This window comes from Chryseobacterium sp. PET-29 (genome assembly GCF_025736815.1).
Taxonomy (GTDB): domain Bacteria; phylum Bacteroidota; class Bacteroidia; order Flavobacteriales; family Weeksellaceae; genus Chryseobacterium; species Chryseobacterium nepalense.
In genome coordinates, this window is the sequence record NZ_CP107053.1 from 2,299,809 (window position 1) to 2,317,734 (window position 17,926).

The 17,926-nt window shown below is 36.1% G+C and carries 17 protein-coding genes; 2 read left to right on the forward strand and 15 right to left on the reverse strand.

The features are described from left to right. Positions 1-15: 15 nt before the first annotated feature. The 4 genes from lpxA to ODE14_RS10180 form a co-directional block, all read right to left on the reverse strand. Complete coding sequence (lpxA, locus tag ODE14_RS10165; RefSeq protein ID WP_248391384.1) at positions 16-804, reverse strand: acyl-ACP--UDP-N-acetylglucosamine O-acyltransferase; 789 nt, start codon at positions 802-804, stop codon at positions 16-18. Further along, positions 805-2,202 (reverse strand): bifunctional UDP-3-O-[3-hydroxymyristoyl] N-acetylglucosamine deacetylase/3-hydroxyacyl-ACP dehydratase, encoded by a 1,398-nt coding sequence (locus ODE14_RS10170; RefSeq protein ID WP_263601368.1) that lies wholly within the window; start codon positions 2,200-2,202, stop codon positions 805-807. It lies immediately after the preceding gene. A 4-nt stretch (positions 2,203-2,206) separates the two neighbouring features. Further along, the gene (gene lpxD / locus ODE14_RS10175; RefSeq protein WP_248391382.1) at positions 2,207-3,226 is read right to left on the reverse strand and encodes a UDP-3-O-(3-hydroxymyristoyl)glucosamine N-acyltransferase; all 1,020 of its coding nucleotides are present in this window, start codon (positions 3,224-3,226) and stop codon (positions 2,207-2,209) included. Between the two features lie 88 nt (positions 3,227-3,314). Continuing rightward, positions 3,315-4,526, reverse strand: a complete 1,212-nt coding sequence (locus ODE14_RS10180) for an HD domain-containing protein (protein WP_248391380.1) — start codon at positions 4,524-4,526, stop codon at positions 3,315-3,317. Between the two features lie 218 nt (positions 4,527-4,744). Here ODE14_RS10180 and ODE14_RS10185 point away from each other — a divergent pair, with 218 nt between their 5' ends. Together ODE14_RS10185 and ODE14_RS10190 are read left to right on the forward strand one after the other, a co-directional pair. Then, positions 4,745-6,289: a bifunctional response regulator/alkaline phosphatase family protein gene (locus ODE14_RS10185; protein ID WP_263601369.1), complete on the forward strand. Its 1,545-nt coding sequence runs from the start codon at positions 4,745-4,747 to the stop codon at positions 6,287-6,289. A 127-nt stretch (positions 6,290-6,416) separates the two neighbouring features. Next, entirely contained in the window at positions 6,417-7,181 is a 765-nt protein-coding gene (locus ODE14_RS10190) for an exodeoxyribonuclease III (RefSeq protein WP_263601370.1), read from the forward strand. Positions 7,182-7,243: 62 nt separating this feature from the next. On the opposite strand, the gene ODE14_RS10195 is transcribed toward ODE14_RS10190, so the two are convergent. From ODE14_RS10195 to ODE14_RS10245, 11 genes are all read right to left on the reverse strand, one after another. Then, entirely contained in the window at positions 7,244-7,615 is a 372-nt protein-coding gene (locus ODE14_RS10195) for a septal ring lytic transglycosylase RlpA family protein (protein ID WP_072885186.1), read from the reverse strand. A gap of 344 nt (positions 7,616-7,959) precedes the next feature. Next, on the reverse strand, positions 7,960-9,261 hold the full coding sequence (gene rimO, locus ODE14_RS10200) for a 30S ribosomal protein S12 methylthiotransferase RimO (RefSeq protein WP_263601371.1): 1,302 nt from the start codon (positions 9,259-9,261) through the stop codon (positions 7,960-7,962). A gap of 99 nt (positions 9,262-9,360) precedes the next feature. Continuing rightward, positions 9,361-9,900, reverse strand: coding sequence for a dTDP-4-dehydrorhamnose 3,5-epimerase (rfbC, locus tag ODE14_RS10205; protein ID WP_248391372.1), 540 nt, complete (start codon positions 9,898-9,900; stop codon positions 9,361-9,363). A 1-nt stretch (position 9,901) separates the two neighbouring features. Then, complete coding sequence (locus tag ODE14_RS10210; RefSeq protein WP_263601372.1) at positions 9,902-10,879, reverse strand: MraY family glycosyltransferase; 978 nt, start codon at positions 10,877-10,879, stop codon at positions 9,902-9,904. After that, on the reverse strand, positions 10,876-11,772 hold the full coding sequence (locus tag ODE14_RS10215) for an NAD-dependent epimerase/dehydratase family protein (protein WP_263601373.1): 897 nt from the start codon (positions 11,770-11,772) through the stop codon (positions 10,876-10,878). The genes ODE14_RS10210 and ODE14_RS10215 overlap by 4 nt, the downstream gene beginning before the upstream one ends. Next, positions 11,769-12,974: a glycosyltransferase family 4 protein gene (locus ODE14_RS10220; RefSeq protein WP_263601374.1), complete on the reverse strand. Its 1,206-nt coding sequence runs from the start codon at positions 12,972-12,974 to the stop codon at positions 11,769-11,771. Before ODE14_RS10220 ends, ODE14_RS10215 begins: the two co-directional genes overlap by 4 nt. Next, positions 12,974-14,110 (reverse strand): non-hydrolyzing UDP-N-acetylglucosamine 2-epimerase, encoded by a 1,137-nt coding sequence (gene wecB, locus ODE14_RS10225; protein WP_263601375.1) that lies wholly within the window; start codon positions 14,108-14,110, stop codon positions 12,974-12,976. Before wecB ends, ODE14_RS10220 begins: the two co-directional genes overlap by 1 nt. Further along, on the reverse strand, positions 14,067-15,317 hold the full coding sequence (locus ODE14_RS10230) for an O-antigen ligase family protein (RefSeq protein ID WP_263601376.1): 1,251 nt from the start codon (positions 15,315-15,317) through the stop codon (positions 14,067-14,069). Before ODE14_RS10230 ends, wecB begins: the two co-directional genes overlap by 44 nt. A 3-nt stretch (positions 15,318-15,320) precedes the next feature. Then, on the reverse strand, positions 15,321-16,439 hold the full coding sequence (locus ODE14_RS10235; RefSeq protein ID WP_263601377.1) for an NAD-dependent epimerase/dehydratase family protein: 1,119 nt from the start codon (positions 16,437-16,439) through the stop codon (positions 15,321-15,323). Then, positions 16,439-16,864 (reverse strand): WxcM-like domain-containing protein, encoded by a 426-nt coding sequence (locus ODE14_RS10240; RefSeq protein WP_263601378.1) that lies wholly within the window; start codon positions 16,862-16,864, stop codon positions 16,439-16,441. The genes ODE14_RS10235 and ODE14_RS10240 overlap by 1 nt, the downstream gene beginning before the upstream one ends. An 11-nt stretch (positions 16,865-16,875) precedes the next feature. Then, positions 16,876-17,913, reverse strand: a complete 1,038-nt coding sequence (locus ODE14_RS10245) for a polysaccharide biosynthesis protein (RefSeq protein ID WP_263601379.1) — start codon at positions 17,911-17,913, stop codon at positions 16,876-16,878. Positions 17,914-17,926: the final 13 nt, after the last annotated feature.

The window sequence follows — 17,926 nt, forward strand, 5'->3', positions numbered from 1 at the left end:
TTTTAATTTTGCTGATTACTCTTTTCCGGTTCCGTAGCCTTTTACGATTCCTCTCGGAGAGTTTTGGATGAACTGAAGGATCTCATCTCTCTCTGCAGTAGGAAGCATTTCTTTTTCAATATGTGAAATCGCTTGGGAAACATTCATTTTCATCTGAAAAATAGCTCTGTAGATTTTCTGGATTTCAAATATCTTCTCATTAGTAAATCCTCTTCTTCTTAATCCTACAGAATTGATTCCTGCATAAGACATCGGCTCTCTCGCAACTTTTACATAAGGTGGAATATCTTTTCTTACCAGTGTACCTCCGGAAATCATTACATGTTTTCCGATTTTCCCAAACTGATGCACTGCGGATAATCCCCCCATTACGGTATAATCACCAATTTCTACATGTCCGGCGATCCCGCAACCGTTTACAATGATAACGTGGTCTCCTATCACACAGTCATGTGCAATGTGCGACGTTGCCATGATGAGACAGTTGGTACCGATTTTAGTATATCCGAGTGCTTTTGTCCCTCGGTTTACGGTAACACATTCTCTGATGGTGGTTTCATCCCCGATGATAACCTGAGTATCTTCACCATCGAATTTCAAATCCTGAGGAATTGCCGAAATTACGGTTCCCGGGAAAATTCTGCAGTTTTTACCAATTCTTGCTCCATCCATGATGGTAACATTGGGACCAATCCATGTTCCTTCTCCTATTTCTACGTCCCCTGCAATGGTAGTGAAAGGTTCTACGATTACATTTTTGCTGATTTTCGCACGCTTATCTACGGCTGCTAATTGATGAATCATTTAATCAACTTTATTTTTTGCAACTTGAGCCATTAATTCTGCTTCTACGGCAACCGCATCCCCTACATATCCGTAGCCCTGCATGTGGACGATTCCTCTTCTGATCGGCTCGATCAATTCAATCTTGAAAATAATGGTATCTCCCGGCACTACTTTTCTTTTGAATTTTACTTTATCAATTTTTATGAAATAGGTAGAGTAATTTTCAGGATCTGGAACACTTGCCAATACAAGAATACCTCCTGTCTGTGCCAATGCTTCCACCTGTAAAACGCCCGGCATTACAGGCTCTTTTGGAAAATGTCCTACGAAGAATGGTTCGTTCATCGTTACATTTTTCAGCCCTACAACATGGGAATCTGAAAGTTCAAGAATTTTATCAATCAGCAAAAACGGTGGTCTGTGCGGCATCAGCCTCATGATCCCGTTGATGTCAAAAACCGGTTCTTTGGTAAGATCAAAGTCCGGAACATTTTTCTTTTTCTGCAGTTTCCACTGGCGGTTAAGTTTTTTCGCAAACTGGGTATTTACATAATGTCCCGGTTTGTTGGCAATAACTTTTCCTTTTATTTTTACTCCTGCCAAAGCCAGATCCCCAATCACATCCAGTAATTTGTGTCTTGCAGCTTCATTAGGATAATTTAAATTTAAATTGTCAAGAATTCCGTTTGGTCTTATAGAAACATTATCCTTACCGAAGGCTTTTTTAAGCTTTTCTGTGGTTTCCGGCGTAAGATCCTTATCTACATATACAATAGCGTTTGATATATCACCTCCTTTGATAAGGCCGTGATCCAACAGCATTTCCAGCTCATGTAAGAAACTGAATGTTCTTGCTGAGGAAATCTCATCTTTAAATTCTGAAATATTTTTAAGAGTGGCATTTTGTGTCCCCAGAACCTTAGTCCCAAAGTCTACCATAGTTGTCACTTCGTAGGTATCAGAAGGGATAATGGTAATTTCAGATCCCGTAGCAGGATCATTGTATGTAAGCACTTCTTTTACAACAAGATATTCTCTTGCAATATTCTGTTCAACTACACCAACACTTTCAATCGCTTCAACAAAATACTTTGAAGATCCATCGAGAATCGGAGGCTCCGAAGCATCCATTTCAAGAATCGCATTATCGATATCACAACCTACCAATGCGGCTAAAAGATGCTCGCAAGTTGTAATTTTAACACCTAATTTTTCTAATGTTGTCCCTCTTTCCGTAGCTACTACATAATTAACATCTGCTTCTACCTGCGGATGTCCTTCAAGGTCTGTTCTTACAAAAACAAAACCTGTATTTTCTTTGGCAGGTTTCATGGTCAGTTTTACTTCTTTACCAGTATGAAGTCCGATCCCGGAAAGTGTTACTTCTTGCTGAAGCGTTTTTTGCATATCACTCATTAGTTTAATCTTTTGAGTTATTCTCAAGATTTTTTATTCTATTAACAATTTCAGTAAAGTTTCTGAAATGAATGTAGTTTCTCAGATAATCATTATAATTAATTGCCGGTGAGCCGTACAACGTTTCTTTATCATTAACGCTGGAATTTACGCCACTCTGGGCCTGAATTTTCACCTGACTTCCTATTTTAATATGACCTACGATACCTACCTGGCCGCCGATCTGGTTCCAGTCGCCAATGGTTGTAGAGCCTGCAATACCGGCCTGTGCAGCAATTACATTATTTTTACCGATCTTTACATTATGTGCAATCTGAATCAGATTGTCTATTTTTGTACCTTTTCCTATAACGGTAGATCCGATGGTTGCGCGGTCAATACTACAGTTTGATCCTATTTCCACATCATCTTCAATGATTACATTCCCCAACTGCGGAATTTTTTTAAATCCTTCAGGTGTCGGCTGGAAACCAAATCCATCTCCACCTATTACCGTATTGGAGTGAATCACACAGTTGTCCCCGATGATGCAGTAGTCATAAATTCTGGCGCCGCTGTCTATTTTGCAGTTTTTACCGATTTTTACCCCCTTCCCTATATAAACATGAGGGTAGATCTGAGATCCTTCCCCTATTTTTGCTTTCTCTGAAACATAGGTAAAAGCCCCGATATAGGCTTTATCACCGATTACTGCCGTTTCATGGATTGAAGAGCCATTCTCTATACCTTCTTTTTTTCCCTGCATTTCCTGATAAAGGTTCATGAGTATCTGAAAAGAAAGATAGGCATCTTTCACCGATATAATGGTAGAATTATAAGAATCTTTTGTAATAAGACTTTCTGAAACAATGATAACGGAGCACTTTGAGGTATCCAAATAATGCGTAAATCTATCTTGTGCTATAAAAGAAAGATGTCCTGTTTCCCCGCTTTCAATAGGTGAAACTCCAGTAATAAGTGCACTTTCGTCACCTATTATTTTTCCGTCAATAAAACTTGCAATTTGCGAAGCTGTAAATTCCATATTCTGCAAAGATAAGAAATTCTGTAATTCGCAAACATTTTTTGGTTTTCGGAAAGTAAAATTTTAATAATATTTAAGAAAATGTATTCTAAATATCCCTTGGATACATGAGAATATAGCGTTGGGTCTTATTTATCATAAGTCCTGATAAAAGCTGATCTTCCGACTCTTCAAGTCTTATTTTTTTTCCGCTTTTCTGAAGGAGATAAATAGGCTGTTTTTCTGTATCATAAGGCAGAAGTTTTCTTTTAATTTCATGAACAAGCTCTTCTCCATTATCAATTCCGAAAAAATCATTGGTTTTTTTTATTTTTTCTTTAATGAATTCCTGTTCAAAAGGATGTGATGAGATAATTGTTCTGGGAATGTTCCTCTGTATGATACATTTGCACCAATATGACAATATATGATCTTCTGCATTCTGCCACAGTTTCATTGCATGAATAATATCATTATCGTCCAGCTGAGTAAATCGTTTTACGTCTTCATCAGTAGCTGCACTTTTTTCACGATAAAGGAAATATTTGAGATTATCTCCGGCAGGAAGATCTATTCCCTGAGAAACAAGATATTTGGCGCGCTCCAGAATTTTCACCAGTAAAAATTCAGCAAGCGCCGATGTTTTATGATAATATACCTGCCAGTACATGAACATTCTGGCTGTTAAAAAATTTTCTATAGAATATACTCCTTTTGCATCAATTACCAATTCTCCCTCCTCACAAACATTCATCATGGAAATGATGCGCTGGGTATTGATACTGCCTTCCGAAACTCCTGTAAAAAAGCTGTCGCGTTTCAGATAATCAAGCCTGTCTACATCCAACTGCGAAGAAATCAGCTGATTGAAAAATTTCCGGTGATATCTTCCCTGAAACATCTCAATAGCGCAGGAAAGCGCTCCTTCAAACTCAACATTCAGTCGATTCATCAACAGCAGTGACAGCGTCTCGTGATGCCAGTCGTCCATCAGCATACTCTCTAAAGCATGAGAGAAAGGGCCGTGACCGATATCGTGCATTAAAATTGCCAGCATTGCTCCTTTTTCTTCATTTTCTGATATTTTCACACCTTTTTGTTTCAATGTTTCAAGTGCTGTGAACATGAGATGCATCGCTCCCAGTGCATGATGAAATCTTGTATGCGTTGCTCCCGGAAAAATAAGATTCAGAAGGCCCGTTTGCCCGATTCTTCTTAACCGCTGAAAATAAGGATGCTCAATAATATCAAATAAGATTTCGTGTGGGATTCTGATAAAACCGTGAACCGGATCATTAATGATTTTGAGTTTATTCTGCATGGAAAACGTCTGAATTTAGAAACAAATTTAAGGATTTTAAAATTGAACATGGTTTAAAACATTATTAAAAAATCGGACCGAAATTCCTGAATAATTATTATCCGGAAATATTGCAGTTTTCATTAACTTATATTTAACTTTACACATGTTCATTTTGGCAGATTTTAATGTTAGTTGGTCGGCAATTTGATACAATAACCATGTAAAAAAATAAATTTATGTCGGAAAAGATATTATGGATAGATGATGAAATTGATCTCCTTAAACCTCACATTGTATTCCTTGAAAAAAAGGGCTATCAGGTAACCCCTGTAAACAATGTTAATGAGGCTTTGGAGCTGATGGATTCTGAAAAATTCGCATTAACGCTAATTGATGAAAATATGCCCGGAATCTCCGGACTTGAAGCTATTCCTATGATTAAGGATAAAGATAATTCCTTAAAAATAGTAATGGTAACCAAAAGTGAAGAAGAACACATTATGGAGGAGGCCATCGGATCACAGATTGCAGATTATATTCTCAAACCAGTGAATCCCAACCAGATTTTGCTTTCTTTAAAGAAAAATCTTCAACAGGAAAATCTTGTGGAACAGAAGACGATTCTTCAGTACCAGCAGGAATTCAGGAATCTTTCGATGGAACTCTCTTACCTGAGAACCTATCAGGAATGGGCAGAATATTATAAGAAAATTTTAAATTGGGAAATTAAATTCGATAAGGTTACAGACAATGAATTTGCGGATCTTTTACAATCGCAGAAAGAAGAAGCGAATATCCAGTTTGCCAAGTTTATCGAAAACAACTACGAAGACTGGCTCCACGATTCTGACAAACCGATCATGAGCCATACACTTTTTAAAGAAAAAGTAAAGCCTGAAGTAGAAAAGGAAAAAGTTCTGCTGTTGATGGTCGACAATCTGCGTTATGATCAGTGGAAAGTAATTGAGCCGTTATTCACTAAATATTACAACAAGATTTCTGAGGACTATTATTACAGTATTCTTCCTACGGCGACCCAATATGCGAGAAATTCATTTTTTGCAGGGCTTATGCCTTCAGAAATTGAAAAACGTTTCCCGGATAAATGGTTTAACGATAACGAAGAAGGAAATAAAAATGAATATGAGCGTGATTTCCTAGAAGATCAGATGAAAAGGATTGGCCTTGGCTCCAAGTCCATGAAATACCTTAAAGTCCTGAATGCAGATTTTGAGCGAAAGATTTATGATGATTTTAACCAGCATAAAAACAATGACCTTTTAGTGATCGTGTATAATTTCATTGATATTCTTTCTCATGCGAAAACAGACAACCATATTGTTGATCAATTGATCCGTGATGATAAGACTTTCCGATCACTTACTTTAAACTGGTTTGAAAATTCTTCATTAATGAAAATTATTAAAGTTGCAGCTGAAAACGGATTTAAACTTGTGATAACCACAGACCACGGAACGGTTTACGTTAAAAAACCAAGCAAGGTAGTAGGTGACAGAGAAACTTCAACCAACATCCGTTATAAGACAGGAAAAAGCTTAACATACGACAGCAGTGATGTATGGGCTATTACCAATCCTGAAAAATTATTTTTACCAAAAGGAAATTTAAGCTCAAAGTATATTTTTGCCAAGAATAATATCTTCCTTGCCTATCCTAAAAATTACAATCATTTTGTGAATTATTACAAAGAGACTTATCAGCACGGAGGAATTTCACTGGAAGAGTGCATTATCCCGATCAGCATTCTGGAACCTAAATAGCAGATGGTTTTGGCAGTTTGCCAATGGCTTTATCAATATCATGTTTCGGGCGGAAAAATCTTCGATTTTTCCGCCCGAAACTATTTTAAGACCATAAAGACTTTGTATTTTTGAAAAAAATTAAATTTTGAGATTAATTACTTATAACGTTAATGGAATACGGGCTGCTTTCACCAAAGATTTTTTAGGATGGCTGAAATCTGCGGATCCTGACATCATCTGTATTCAGGAAAGCAAAGCGGGAAACGATCAGATTGATATCGAAAGCCTCGAAAAGCTGGGTTATCACAGTTACTGGCATTCGGCTGTTAAAAAAGGCTACAGCGGGGTTGGAATAGCTTCTAAAATAAAGCCCAATCACGTGGAATACGGCTGCGGTATTGAAAGCTATGATAACGAAGGAAGGATAATCCGTGCTGATTTTAATGGGTTTTCTGCAATTTCCGTTTATGTTCCGTCTGCTTCCAATATCGAAAGGCTGGATTTTAAAATGCAGTTCTGCTATGACTTTTTAGAGTATATTAAAAATTTAAAGAAGGAAATTCCCAACCTTATTATTTCAGGCGATTTTAATATCTGTCATGAAGCGATTGACATTCACAATCCAATCGGATTAAAGAATGTTTCCGGCTTCTTACCAATGGAAAGAGAATGGATGACGAATTTCATCAATGAATGTGAATTGATTGACAGCTTCAGGTTTTTTAACAATGAACCTGATCATTACACATGGTGGAGCTACCGGCAAAATTCAAGAGAGCGAAATAAAGGCTGGAGGCTGGATTATAATTTTACTTCCTATACTTTAAAAGATAAGCTTACGAGAGCTGTTATATTAAAGGAAGCAGTGCATTCCGATCATTGTCCTGCACTTGTGGAAATCAGTTTATAGTATTGCATTATAAAAGAAAAAAGCCAACTGCGAAAGTTGGCTTTTTAATTTAAATCATAAAATTAATCGACAATTTCATATTCCACCGGAATCGTACCGCGGTCGGTATCTCCGATTTCATCGAACGCAGCTTTAGACATATCCAAAGCTCTTGACGAATGGTAAGGTCCTCTATCATTAATTTTCACAATTACCTCTTTACCATTGTTCAGGTTAGTCACCTTAATGTTTGTTCCGAAAGGAAGCGTTCTGTTGGCTGCAGTAAATTTTGCATTATCGAAAATCTCTCCGCTGGCCGTTTTTCTACCGTTAAATTTATCGTGGTAGTACGATGCATAACTTGTTTTTTTCGCATCTATGGCATTCATTTTGAATGAATAAACACCAAGGGTTGAAATCATCATTATGATTACGAGAATTAATCTTTTCATCATTTTGAACTTTTATTTGTTTGACGAGGCAAATGTATCAGGAATCTTTTAACGAGCCTATTTTATATGTTAACGGATGTTAATAAAAACCAAAATAAATGTTAATTTATATTTTAAATTGCTGATTATCAACAATTAAAACCATATTGTTAAAAAACGTTAAAAAAACAGTTAAAAAGTTAACGAATTTAACGAAATGACTGCTCTAACTCAAAATTAAAAAATATATCATATTAAAAATCAGCATATTATACAATTCCATTTCATGCTTATTTTACCCCTTTTACTATTAAAAATAAAAAACAACCTCATTCAAGGTTGTTCTTTATTATAATGATATGTATGCATTATACTAATTCTCCATATAAATCAAATTCTTCAGCAGAAATAATTTTTACATCAGCAAATTCTCCTATTGAAATATAAGTATCTTCTGCAGATACCAGAACGGTATTGTCTACATCGGGAGAATCGTATTCCGTTCTTCCTATGAAATAATTTCCTTCTTTACGGTCAAAAATACAGCGATATACCTGCCCTATTTTTTCCTGATTCTTTTCCCAGGAAATCTGAGACTGGATTTCCATGATCTCTTCCACTCTGGCTTCTTTAACTTCCTGCGGAATATTATCTTCCAGTACATAAGCACCGGTATTTTCTTCGTGAGAATATGTGAAGCATCCTAACCTGTCAAATTTCTGCTCTCTCACCCAATCTTTTAATTCCTGGAAAATCTCTTCCGTTTCTCCCGGATATCCTACGATAAGGGTTGTACGGATGGCCATATCCGGAACCTTCTCTCTGAATTTTGCTAAAAGTGCATCTGTCTTTTCATGGGTAGTTCCTCTTTTCATGGATTTCAGCAGCTCCGAGTTGATATGCTGGAGCGGAATATCAATATAGTTGCAGACCTTCGGTTCTTCTCTTATAATATCAAGAACATCTTCCGGGAAACCGCTTGGAAAAGCATAGTGAAGTCGAATCCAATCAATCCCATCTACCTTTACCAATTCTTTTAATAAATCGCCAAGCGCCCTTTTTTTATAGATATCCAATCCATAATAAGTAAGATCCTGGGCAATAAGAATCAATTCTTTTGTTCCCTTTTTAGCAAGTTTTTGAGCTTCTGAAACCAACTTTTCGATTGGCGTGGAAATGTGGCCTCCTCTCATCAGAGGAATCGCACAGAAGGAACATGGTCTGTCGCAGCCTTCGGAAATTTTAAGATAGGCATAATGTTTTGGAGTAGTCGTTAAACGCTCTCCTACAAGCTCATGTTTGTAATCTGCGCCAAGATGTTTAAGCAAAATCGGAAGATCTCTCGTTCCGAAATACTGGTCTACATCAGGAATTTCTCTTATAAGATCCGGTTTGTACCGTTCAGAAAGACATCCTGTAACAAATACTTTTTCTACTTCGCCCCTGTTTTTGGCTTCAACATAATCAAGAATTGTATTGATGGATTCCTCTTTGGCATTATCTATAAATCCGCAGGTATTGATGACCACAATATCTCCTTTGTCTTCATGAACAACTTCTTTTCCATTGGCTTTCAGCTGGCTCATCAAAACTTCAGAGTCATAAACATTCTTGGAACATCCAAGCGTTACCACATTGATTTTCTTCTTCCCTACAGATTTTGTACGCATCTTTTTGATTTTGAGTTGGCAAAGATACGAAATATTGAAGAGTCCTGGATAAAAAATAAAAACCACCCTAAAGAGTGGTTGTGATATCATTTTAAAATTCTATTCGTGATTAAAAGCGGGTAAAATTTGGTCTTTTTCGGATAAGACAGCATCTTCCGCAGGAACAATCCAGTCTATGTTTAAATTGGAATCATTGTAAACAACACCTGCTTCTGATTCTTTATTGTAAAAATTATCACATTTATATGCGAAAACGGCTGTTTCACTTAACACAGAAAAACCATGTCCGAAACCTCTAGGCACATACAGTTGTGTCTTATTTTCTGCCGTAAGTTCAATTCCGAACCATTTCCCGAATGTAGGAGAATCTTTCCTCAGATCTACCGCAACATCCCAGACCCGGCCTTCAAGACAGGAAACCAATTTCGCCTGCGCATGTTCTCCTTTCTGCAAATGAATTCCGCGGATTACTCCATATGAAGATTTGGATATATTGTCCTGAACAAAATGACCATTCATTCCGGTAAGTTCCTCAAATCTTTTTTCATTATACTTTTCAAAAAAATATCCTCTTTCATCTTCAAAAATTGTAGGTTCAATTATATAACAGTCTTTCAGAGGAGTTTCTTTTATTTTCATATTATTTAATTACGGTTGATTGTACTTTCTTTTTCAGTTTTAATTTAAGGAACAGATAAATGCTGCCAAACGGAACAAATATAATTAAAATAACAGCATAAACCGGAAGCTTCGAGTGTATTAAAAATACATTTACTGCCAATTGTGCAAGTGCATAGAGTATACTTATCACGAGATGAGACATTTTCTTCTCATTGGCCAGCAGCTGATACAGATGTCTCCTGTGAGCTTCAAATATATTTTCTTTCAGGAGCAGCCTTTCTATAATTGTCAGTACAACCTCTATTCCATATATTGAAAACAGGAGTATATATCTGTAATCCTGTGTCTTCATGATCAATAAAGTAATAAGCGCAATAAGCCAGAAACCGATTCCCATACTTCCCACATCTCCGGCGAAGCATTTGGCCTTTTTTCTGAAATTAAAAAACAGGAAAACCAAGGATGCTAATATGGCATAGATTATAAAATTTTCCTGTGTAAATGCAATAATATCACGATTGATATAAAAAAGGGTTAACAATGTGACCAATGTGTAAGCTCCAGTCATGCCATTAATTCCATCCATAAAATTATAGGCATTGAGAGTTCCTATCACTATAATGAAGAAAATCGGCCAAACCCAGACCGGCATCATACTGAACATCTCTGCAAAATTCAGCAAAAGTGCTACCGATAAAAAATGCACCGTGATTCTTATTTTTCCGGATAAAGTTTTGACATCATCAATGAAACTGACCAGGGAAATTGACAATAATCCGAGCCCGAAAGACCAATACATGCTCATTGCTTCTTTATAATTGATTATAGAGAAAATAACAAAGGCAATCGGAAAAATGATTCCGCCTCCTCTGAGGGTAATTTGCGAGTGGGCACTGCGATGGTTAGGCTTATCGATAATATTATACTTATCCGCTATTGCGAAATATGCCTGAATTAAAATGAATAAGGTTATGAAAACCAGTAGATATTCTATCATTTGTGTTGAAAGCTTTTTATAGTTTTTATTAATCCTTCTCTTGTGGAAACAGGAAGTTGCCTGATATCTAAAGCTGATTTTATTTTATGATTGGAAACTTTATAATTTTCGGTCAGCTTTTTTAATCTTTCTGAGTTTAAAGGAAGTTTTATTTTATCACCTACTTTTGAAAAAATATTTATAATATCCGGATACACATTCAATTGCTTTGTTCTTTTACCAAGTGCTTCATCAATGATCTTTATCAATTCATTAGTTGATAAAAATTCGTCATCCGCAAAATTATATATTCCAGATGTAATTTCTTTATTTTGAAGTAATTGTAATACCAAAAAATTAACATTATCAATACTTAAAAATGATCTTTTATTATCAAATGCTCCTAACGGCCATGGCATGCCCATTTTGACCATTTTATACAAAAGATTAAGATTGCCTTTATTTCCGGGGCCATGAATCATACAAGGGCGAATAATAAAAAGTCTTTTTGTGCTGGGAAGTGCTTTGGAAAGTAAATATTCTTCCGCCAGCAATTTAGATTTCCCATAAGGAGTTTTAGGTTCTGCCATGTGGTCTTCATGTAAAATATCCACAACACAGTCTGCGACAGCCTTTACGCTGCTAAAATAAATAAAATCTCTGATATTTGAATTCAAAAATTCATCAAAAATTTTTTTTGTAAGATCTGTATTAATTTTGAAATAATCTTCTGCATCCGAACTGTTTTCAATATCGTGTGCTTTCCCGGCCAGGTGGATCAGGGCATCGGCATTGATGTCAAGAGTCCATTCGGACCGCAATGACAAAGTCGCTACATTATGATTTTCATTCTTTAGGAATTGTGAAAGATTTTGTCCTACAAACCCTGAAGCTCCTGTAATAATTGTTTTCATTTTTGGGAAATTAGTTTTTCAAGATTTGAAATACACTGTTCCATTTTATAATTTAACTCATAAAATTGTTTTCCATTTCTTCCTAAAATTATCAAATCTTCTTTTTTCATTTGTGATATTTTTTCAATTGTCGCGGCTAATTCTTCACTATTACCCGCTGGAACGGAAAATCCGCATTGTGCTTCAGCGATATTTTCTGCTCCTTCACCATTCAGCATAGCAAGAATGGGCTTCCCGGAACTCATATAAGCCTGAACCTTTGCAGGAACAGTAAGGTTGAATATCGGATCATCTTTAAGACTTACCAATAATATATCTGCAGCATTAAAAAAGGTAGCCATTGCATCAACAGGAAAACGTCCTAAAGTATAAACAGTATTCTCAAGATGATTTTCTGAGATAAACTCCTGTACAAAAGGCATTTTTCTGCCATCTCCCAGTAAAATAAATTTAATTTCTTTATTTTCTTTAAGTAATAAAGCTGCCTTCATAATATTGTCCATATCCTGAGCTTCGCCTATATTTCCGGCAAACATAATCCTGAATCCATCCGGAAGTTCGGGAATAGGGAATGCTGTATTGCCAGAGGATATAGTGTCTTCTGCCCAGTTGGGAAAATAGTGAATTTTATTTTTAAAATCGCCTTTTTCCAGAATAGATTTTTCAAAACCTTTAGAGGTGATCAGTATTTTTTCTGATTCTTTGTAAAAGTTCCGCACCATCCCGGTAAAAAAGTTGAGTATGAATTTATTTTTGATACCTCCAGCAATTTCAAGGCTTTCGGGCCATAAATCCATTACCCAAAAATAGACAGGCGTCCTTTGCAGTTTTTTTAAAACCAGCGCAGGATAAAACTGAGTAATGGGTGAAGGTTCATGCACTATAATTGCATCATATTTTTTTGAAGATAGCTGCAATGCTTTTAATGAGGCAAAAAATGCCCAGCTAAAATAATTGAGAAATAATCTCAGACCGCCACCACTACCTCTCGGCAACAATAATGTTCTTATAATCTTGACATTGTTGATATATTGCGTTCTTTTTTTAAAATATCCATATCCCTCATATATTTTACCTTCAGGATAGTTGGGAATTCCGGTGAGTACGGTAACATCATGTCCTCGCTTCTTTAATTCGAAAGCGAGGTCATTGCTTTTAAAGTTTTCCGGGTAAAAATACTGCGTTACAATAAGAATTTTCATTAGCTTTTACTCCAGACAACCCTGTTAATATAATCGGTATAGCTCAGGATAATTCTTACCATCTTTTCGGAAACATTGGGCATAGAATAATCTGCAACCGGCCTGTAATTCCTTTCATTTCCTATTTTCTGCTGCTGAAGCTGGGCAAGTCCCTGCATGATTCTTTCAGGAGAAAGCCCTACCATCATTACGGATGCTTCTTCCATAGCTTCCGGCCGTTCATGAGCCTCACGAATGTTTAATGCCCTGAAATTAAGAATTGAAGATTCTTCAGAAATTGTTCCTGAATCTGATAAAACTGCATAGCTTCTCATCTGCAATGCATTATAATCGTGAAATCCCAAAGGTTTTAAGAACTGAATTTCCGGTCTTACCTCAACGTTCATTTTATCAATCATGTTTCTGGTTCTGGGATGAGTGGAAACAATGATCGGCAATTCAAACTTTTCGGCAATTGCATTCAGGCTTTGTATTAATCCTTTAAAATTTTTCTCTGAATTAATATTTTCTTCCCGGTGAGAAGATACTACAAAATATTTTCCTTCTTCAATGTTCAGACGAGTGAGCACATCGGATCTTTCAATCTGTGGAAGATAATGATGCAGGACTTCGAACATCGGAGATCCTGTTTTAATAATCCTGTCGGCAGAAAGTCCTTCACGCAAGAGATATTCTCTGGCAATGTCTGAATAGGTTAAATTAATATCTGCTGTATGGTCTACAATTTTCCTGTTGGTTTCCTCAGGAACTCTTTGGTCGAAACATCTGTTTCCGGCTTCCATATGGAAAATAGGTATCTGTCTTTTTTTTGCGGGAATCGCACAAAGACATGAGTTGGTATCTCCCAAAACCAGAAAAGCTTCCGGTTTTAGTTCTTCCAGAAGAGGATCTATTTTAATCAGAATATTTCCAACGGTTTCTGTTGCCGTTTTACCGGCTGCTTCAAGGAAATAATCCGGCTTGCGAAGTCCCAGATCTTCAAAGAAAATCTGGTTTAGTTCGTAATCATAGTTTTGTCCCGTATGGACGATGATATGTTCAACTGCTTCAGAAGCGTCTAAAGCAGATAATACTCTTGATAATCTGATGATTTCAGGCCGTGTTCCCACGACGGTTATTACTTTTAATTTCTTCATTTGTAAAATTTATATATCCTAAGCCGATAACGGCTGCTCCAAAATACCACAACTCAAATGATAAATAAAGGCTTCCCGAGGTCTGAGCCAAAATTAAATACTGCAGGAAAAAGAAAATTAAGATTCCGCTTTCTTTATATTGATAAATATTCTTCAGAACTTTAAAAAAGCTTCTGATTACAAATTTAAAATAAATTATAAAGAGCACCATACCCAATAATCCTGTTGACATTAATATATCTATAAAAATATTGTGTGAATAGGCTCCGTCACTTAATAAAGCATTTCCTCCAATTAAAGGATGTTCCCTGAATATCTCTATCCCGCTATTTAAGTAAAAAGCCCTTCCTGAAGCATTATTTTCAAAAATTGCAGCATTTAATCTTTTAAAAAAAATAAAATCCTCAGCTATTTTACTTTGATATATAAAATATAAAGCAAGAAAAGATAATAATATAAGACTAAAGAAAGATATCCAGTATTTTCTTTTATTCAATAACATTAAAAACACAAAAAGAATAATTACCAGTGCCAGAACCGGACTTCTTGCTGCGGCAACATACATGGGAAAAAGCCCGAGAAAAACTGCAATGATATATTGAAATCCTTTAATTTTTAAAATTAAAAAACTATACAGCGCCATGATAACCAGACTTAACCCGTAATGTCCGACTGTGATGTAATACAATCTGAATATACCGCTTCTTCCATTACTTGAATAATTATCAAAAATAAAGTGAGTATGAATAAAATTGATAGCCAAAAGAATAAAATAAAGCCAGAATACGATCCGGAAAAATTTTTTAAAATCAATTTTTTCATAATTCAGGCTTAACAGAGCAACAACAGGTACCGGTATGACGACAAAACCAAAATAATAAATAGAATATTTCAGTTTTTGCAATGCATCTGCCGGTAAATTGAGATCCGGAATCGTGTGATAAAGTTTGAACAGGTAAAAAGAGAAAAAAGTAACAAATGCTGCTACCAATACTTTTCTTTCTTTAATTATTGAGATATTTTTACCTATGAAATATACAGATATCACAAATAAAGCCGCTCTTATGAATGCATTGATATAATGAGGATATCCACTGGAATTGTAAGGATCTATGTAGCCAAAAATATAGCCGAATAAGGCAAATATCAGGAAATACATTTCCTGATTTCTGATGAGCGAATATTTTAGACTTTGTATTTTTTCCATTGGCTACACTTCCACAAAATAAGTATCGGCATCCTCGGGATTAAAAGGCTCATTAATCCAGAAAATAGTATAAAGCTCTTCTTCTCCTATATTTTTAATATTGTGCGTATACCAGATCGGCATGTCTACATAAGCCGGCTCGGCTCCATCCAGAAAAAAATCCAGTACTTCATCCGTATCTATTTTTCTTAGCTGTATCAATGCTTTTCCTTTGATAACAGCAAATCGCTCTATTTTCCGTGTATGAAAATGGTTTCCTCTCGTAATTCCAGGAACTGTAGTTGAAAATGAGCATTGCCCGCCTATTCCAAGTCTTATGACCTCCACAAACGCTCCCCTCGGATCCGTATGCTGTGTAAATTTTACAGGATAATGATTTTTTATATCAAAATAGCATCGGAAAGTATTGAAAAGATTTAAATCAAAAGCAGTTTCCAAAGCAGGGATTTCCCCGTTTTCAAAATATAATTTTTTATAATTTTGTAATTTTCCGAGCACCTCCGAAACCTTATTTACAGAGGTATGCGGAACTTCGTAGAAATTTATATCTTTTTCGTCTTCAATCTGATTGATGATTTCCTTTACAAGTTCTGCCACATAGATTAATTTTACCTCTCCGTCCTGATCAATAAACGGCGTTTCCCCATGGGTAAGTTTATGACAAAAGGTTGCAATAAAGGAATTGTAGTTGGGCTTTCCAAAAGGGCCGAAAACATTAGGAATAACCATCCCCGTAAATTTCCCTCCTGATCTTTCTGCCCATTCTGCCAGAAATTGACGGCCTTCTTTTTTAGATTTGCCGTAAAGATTATCTTTTTCTTCCTGAGATGATGATGAGAAGAGAACATGCGCCTTAGATTTTGTTTTTTCTAAAGAGGTTATCAATTTTTTTACAAGCTCAATATTATTCCTGTAAATAACTTCCGGATCAGAATGCCTGTTCATTGCCGCAAGATGTACGATCACATCACACTGCGCGACAAACTCATCCAGTTTTTCTTCATTTTCGAAGAAATCCCTTTCGAAATGAATTCTTTCAAATTTATCCGGTGATAAACCAAGCGTATTGTAGAGATGTGCACCGACAAAGCCATTCTGGCCGGTAATTCCGATTTTCTTCATTATTTCAAATTTTCGAAGTAGTTTATAGGAAAACGGTAATCATCAGTAATTTCGCCGAGGGCATAATCTGCCATTACCAGCAATCTTGAATTTTCATGATGAGACTGAATTGCACTTGCATATCCCGGAGGAACATGCAGAATGTCTAAATTTTCTGAATTCAATTCAAACTTTAAAACCGGCAGATTTTCAGACGGTTTTTCCCAGTTGTCAATTTTAATCAGGTTTATGGTAAAACTCCCCTGCGTAGCAGAAAACCATCTTTGTTCCGTTTTATGGCCGGTCCACCCTCTGATGAACTGAGTGTCTCTGTTTTCTATAAAGTAGATTCTTTTGATCTGAGAGGCATTGAAATCATTATTAAAAAAAAGACTTCCTCTGTCATCTGCAAAGCTTTTCCCCTGAATAAGCATTGGTTTTTCCATAACTCAATAGTTTAATCGGGATATTGCATTATATTGTCTTCTCCTAAGACCTCTTTTCTTATGAGCGGCAGTTTCATTAAAAGCTTTTTCATTCCTTCTACATCCTGCTGATGTGTGTTATGAGAATGGTAATCTTCAATTTTGGAGATATCCTCTGTTCCCTCTGAAAAATACTGGGCATAGTTTAGATCCCTGTTATCGGCCGGAATTCTGTAAAAATCCCCCATATCTTCAGCCTTAATCATTTCTTCACGGGTACAAAGTGTTTCATACAATTTTTCGCCGTGTCTGGTTCCGATAATTTTTACGGGATTATCGGCTTTGAACATTTCTTTTAAAGCCTGTGCCAAATCGCCGATTGTTCCGGCGGGTGCTTTATTAACGAATAAATCTCCGGGATTTCCATGTTCAAAAGCGAATAATACCAAGTCTACAGCTTCTTCAAGTGACATCAGAAACCTGGTCATGTTGGGGTCTGTAATAGTAATAGAATCTCCGTTTTTAATCTGCTTTACAAACAAAGGGATTACGGATCCTCTGGAAGCCATTACGTTACCGTATCTTGTAAGACAAACCACTGTATCATTAACATTTCTGGATGCAGCAATGGCTACTTTTTCCATCATAGCCTTTGAAATACCCATTGCATTAATAGGGTATGCTGCTTTATCCGTGCTTAGACAAATCACTTTTTTTACATGATTCTGAACGGCAGCATCAATTACATTTTGCGTCCCTTCAACATTAGTTTTAACGGCCTGCATAGGGAAAAATTCGCATGATGGTACCTGCTTAAGGGCGGCAGCATGAAAAATATAATCCACTCCTCTTGTTGCAGGCTCAACACTTTTATAGTCTCTTACATCACCGATATAAAATTTCAGCTTATCATTTTTAAACTGATTTCTCATATCATCCTGTTTTTTCTCATCACGGGAAAAAATACGGATTTCTTTAAAGTGATCCGTATCAATAAATTTTCTGAGGACAGCTGTACCGAAAGAGCCTGTTCCTCCTGTAATAAGAAGTGTTTTATCTTTAATCTGCATTCGTTTTTCCGGT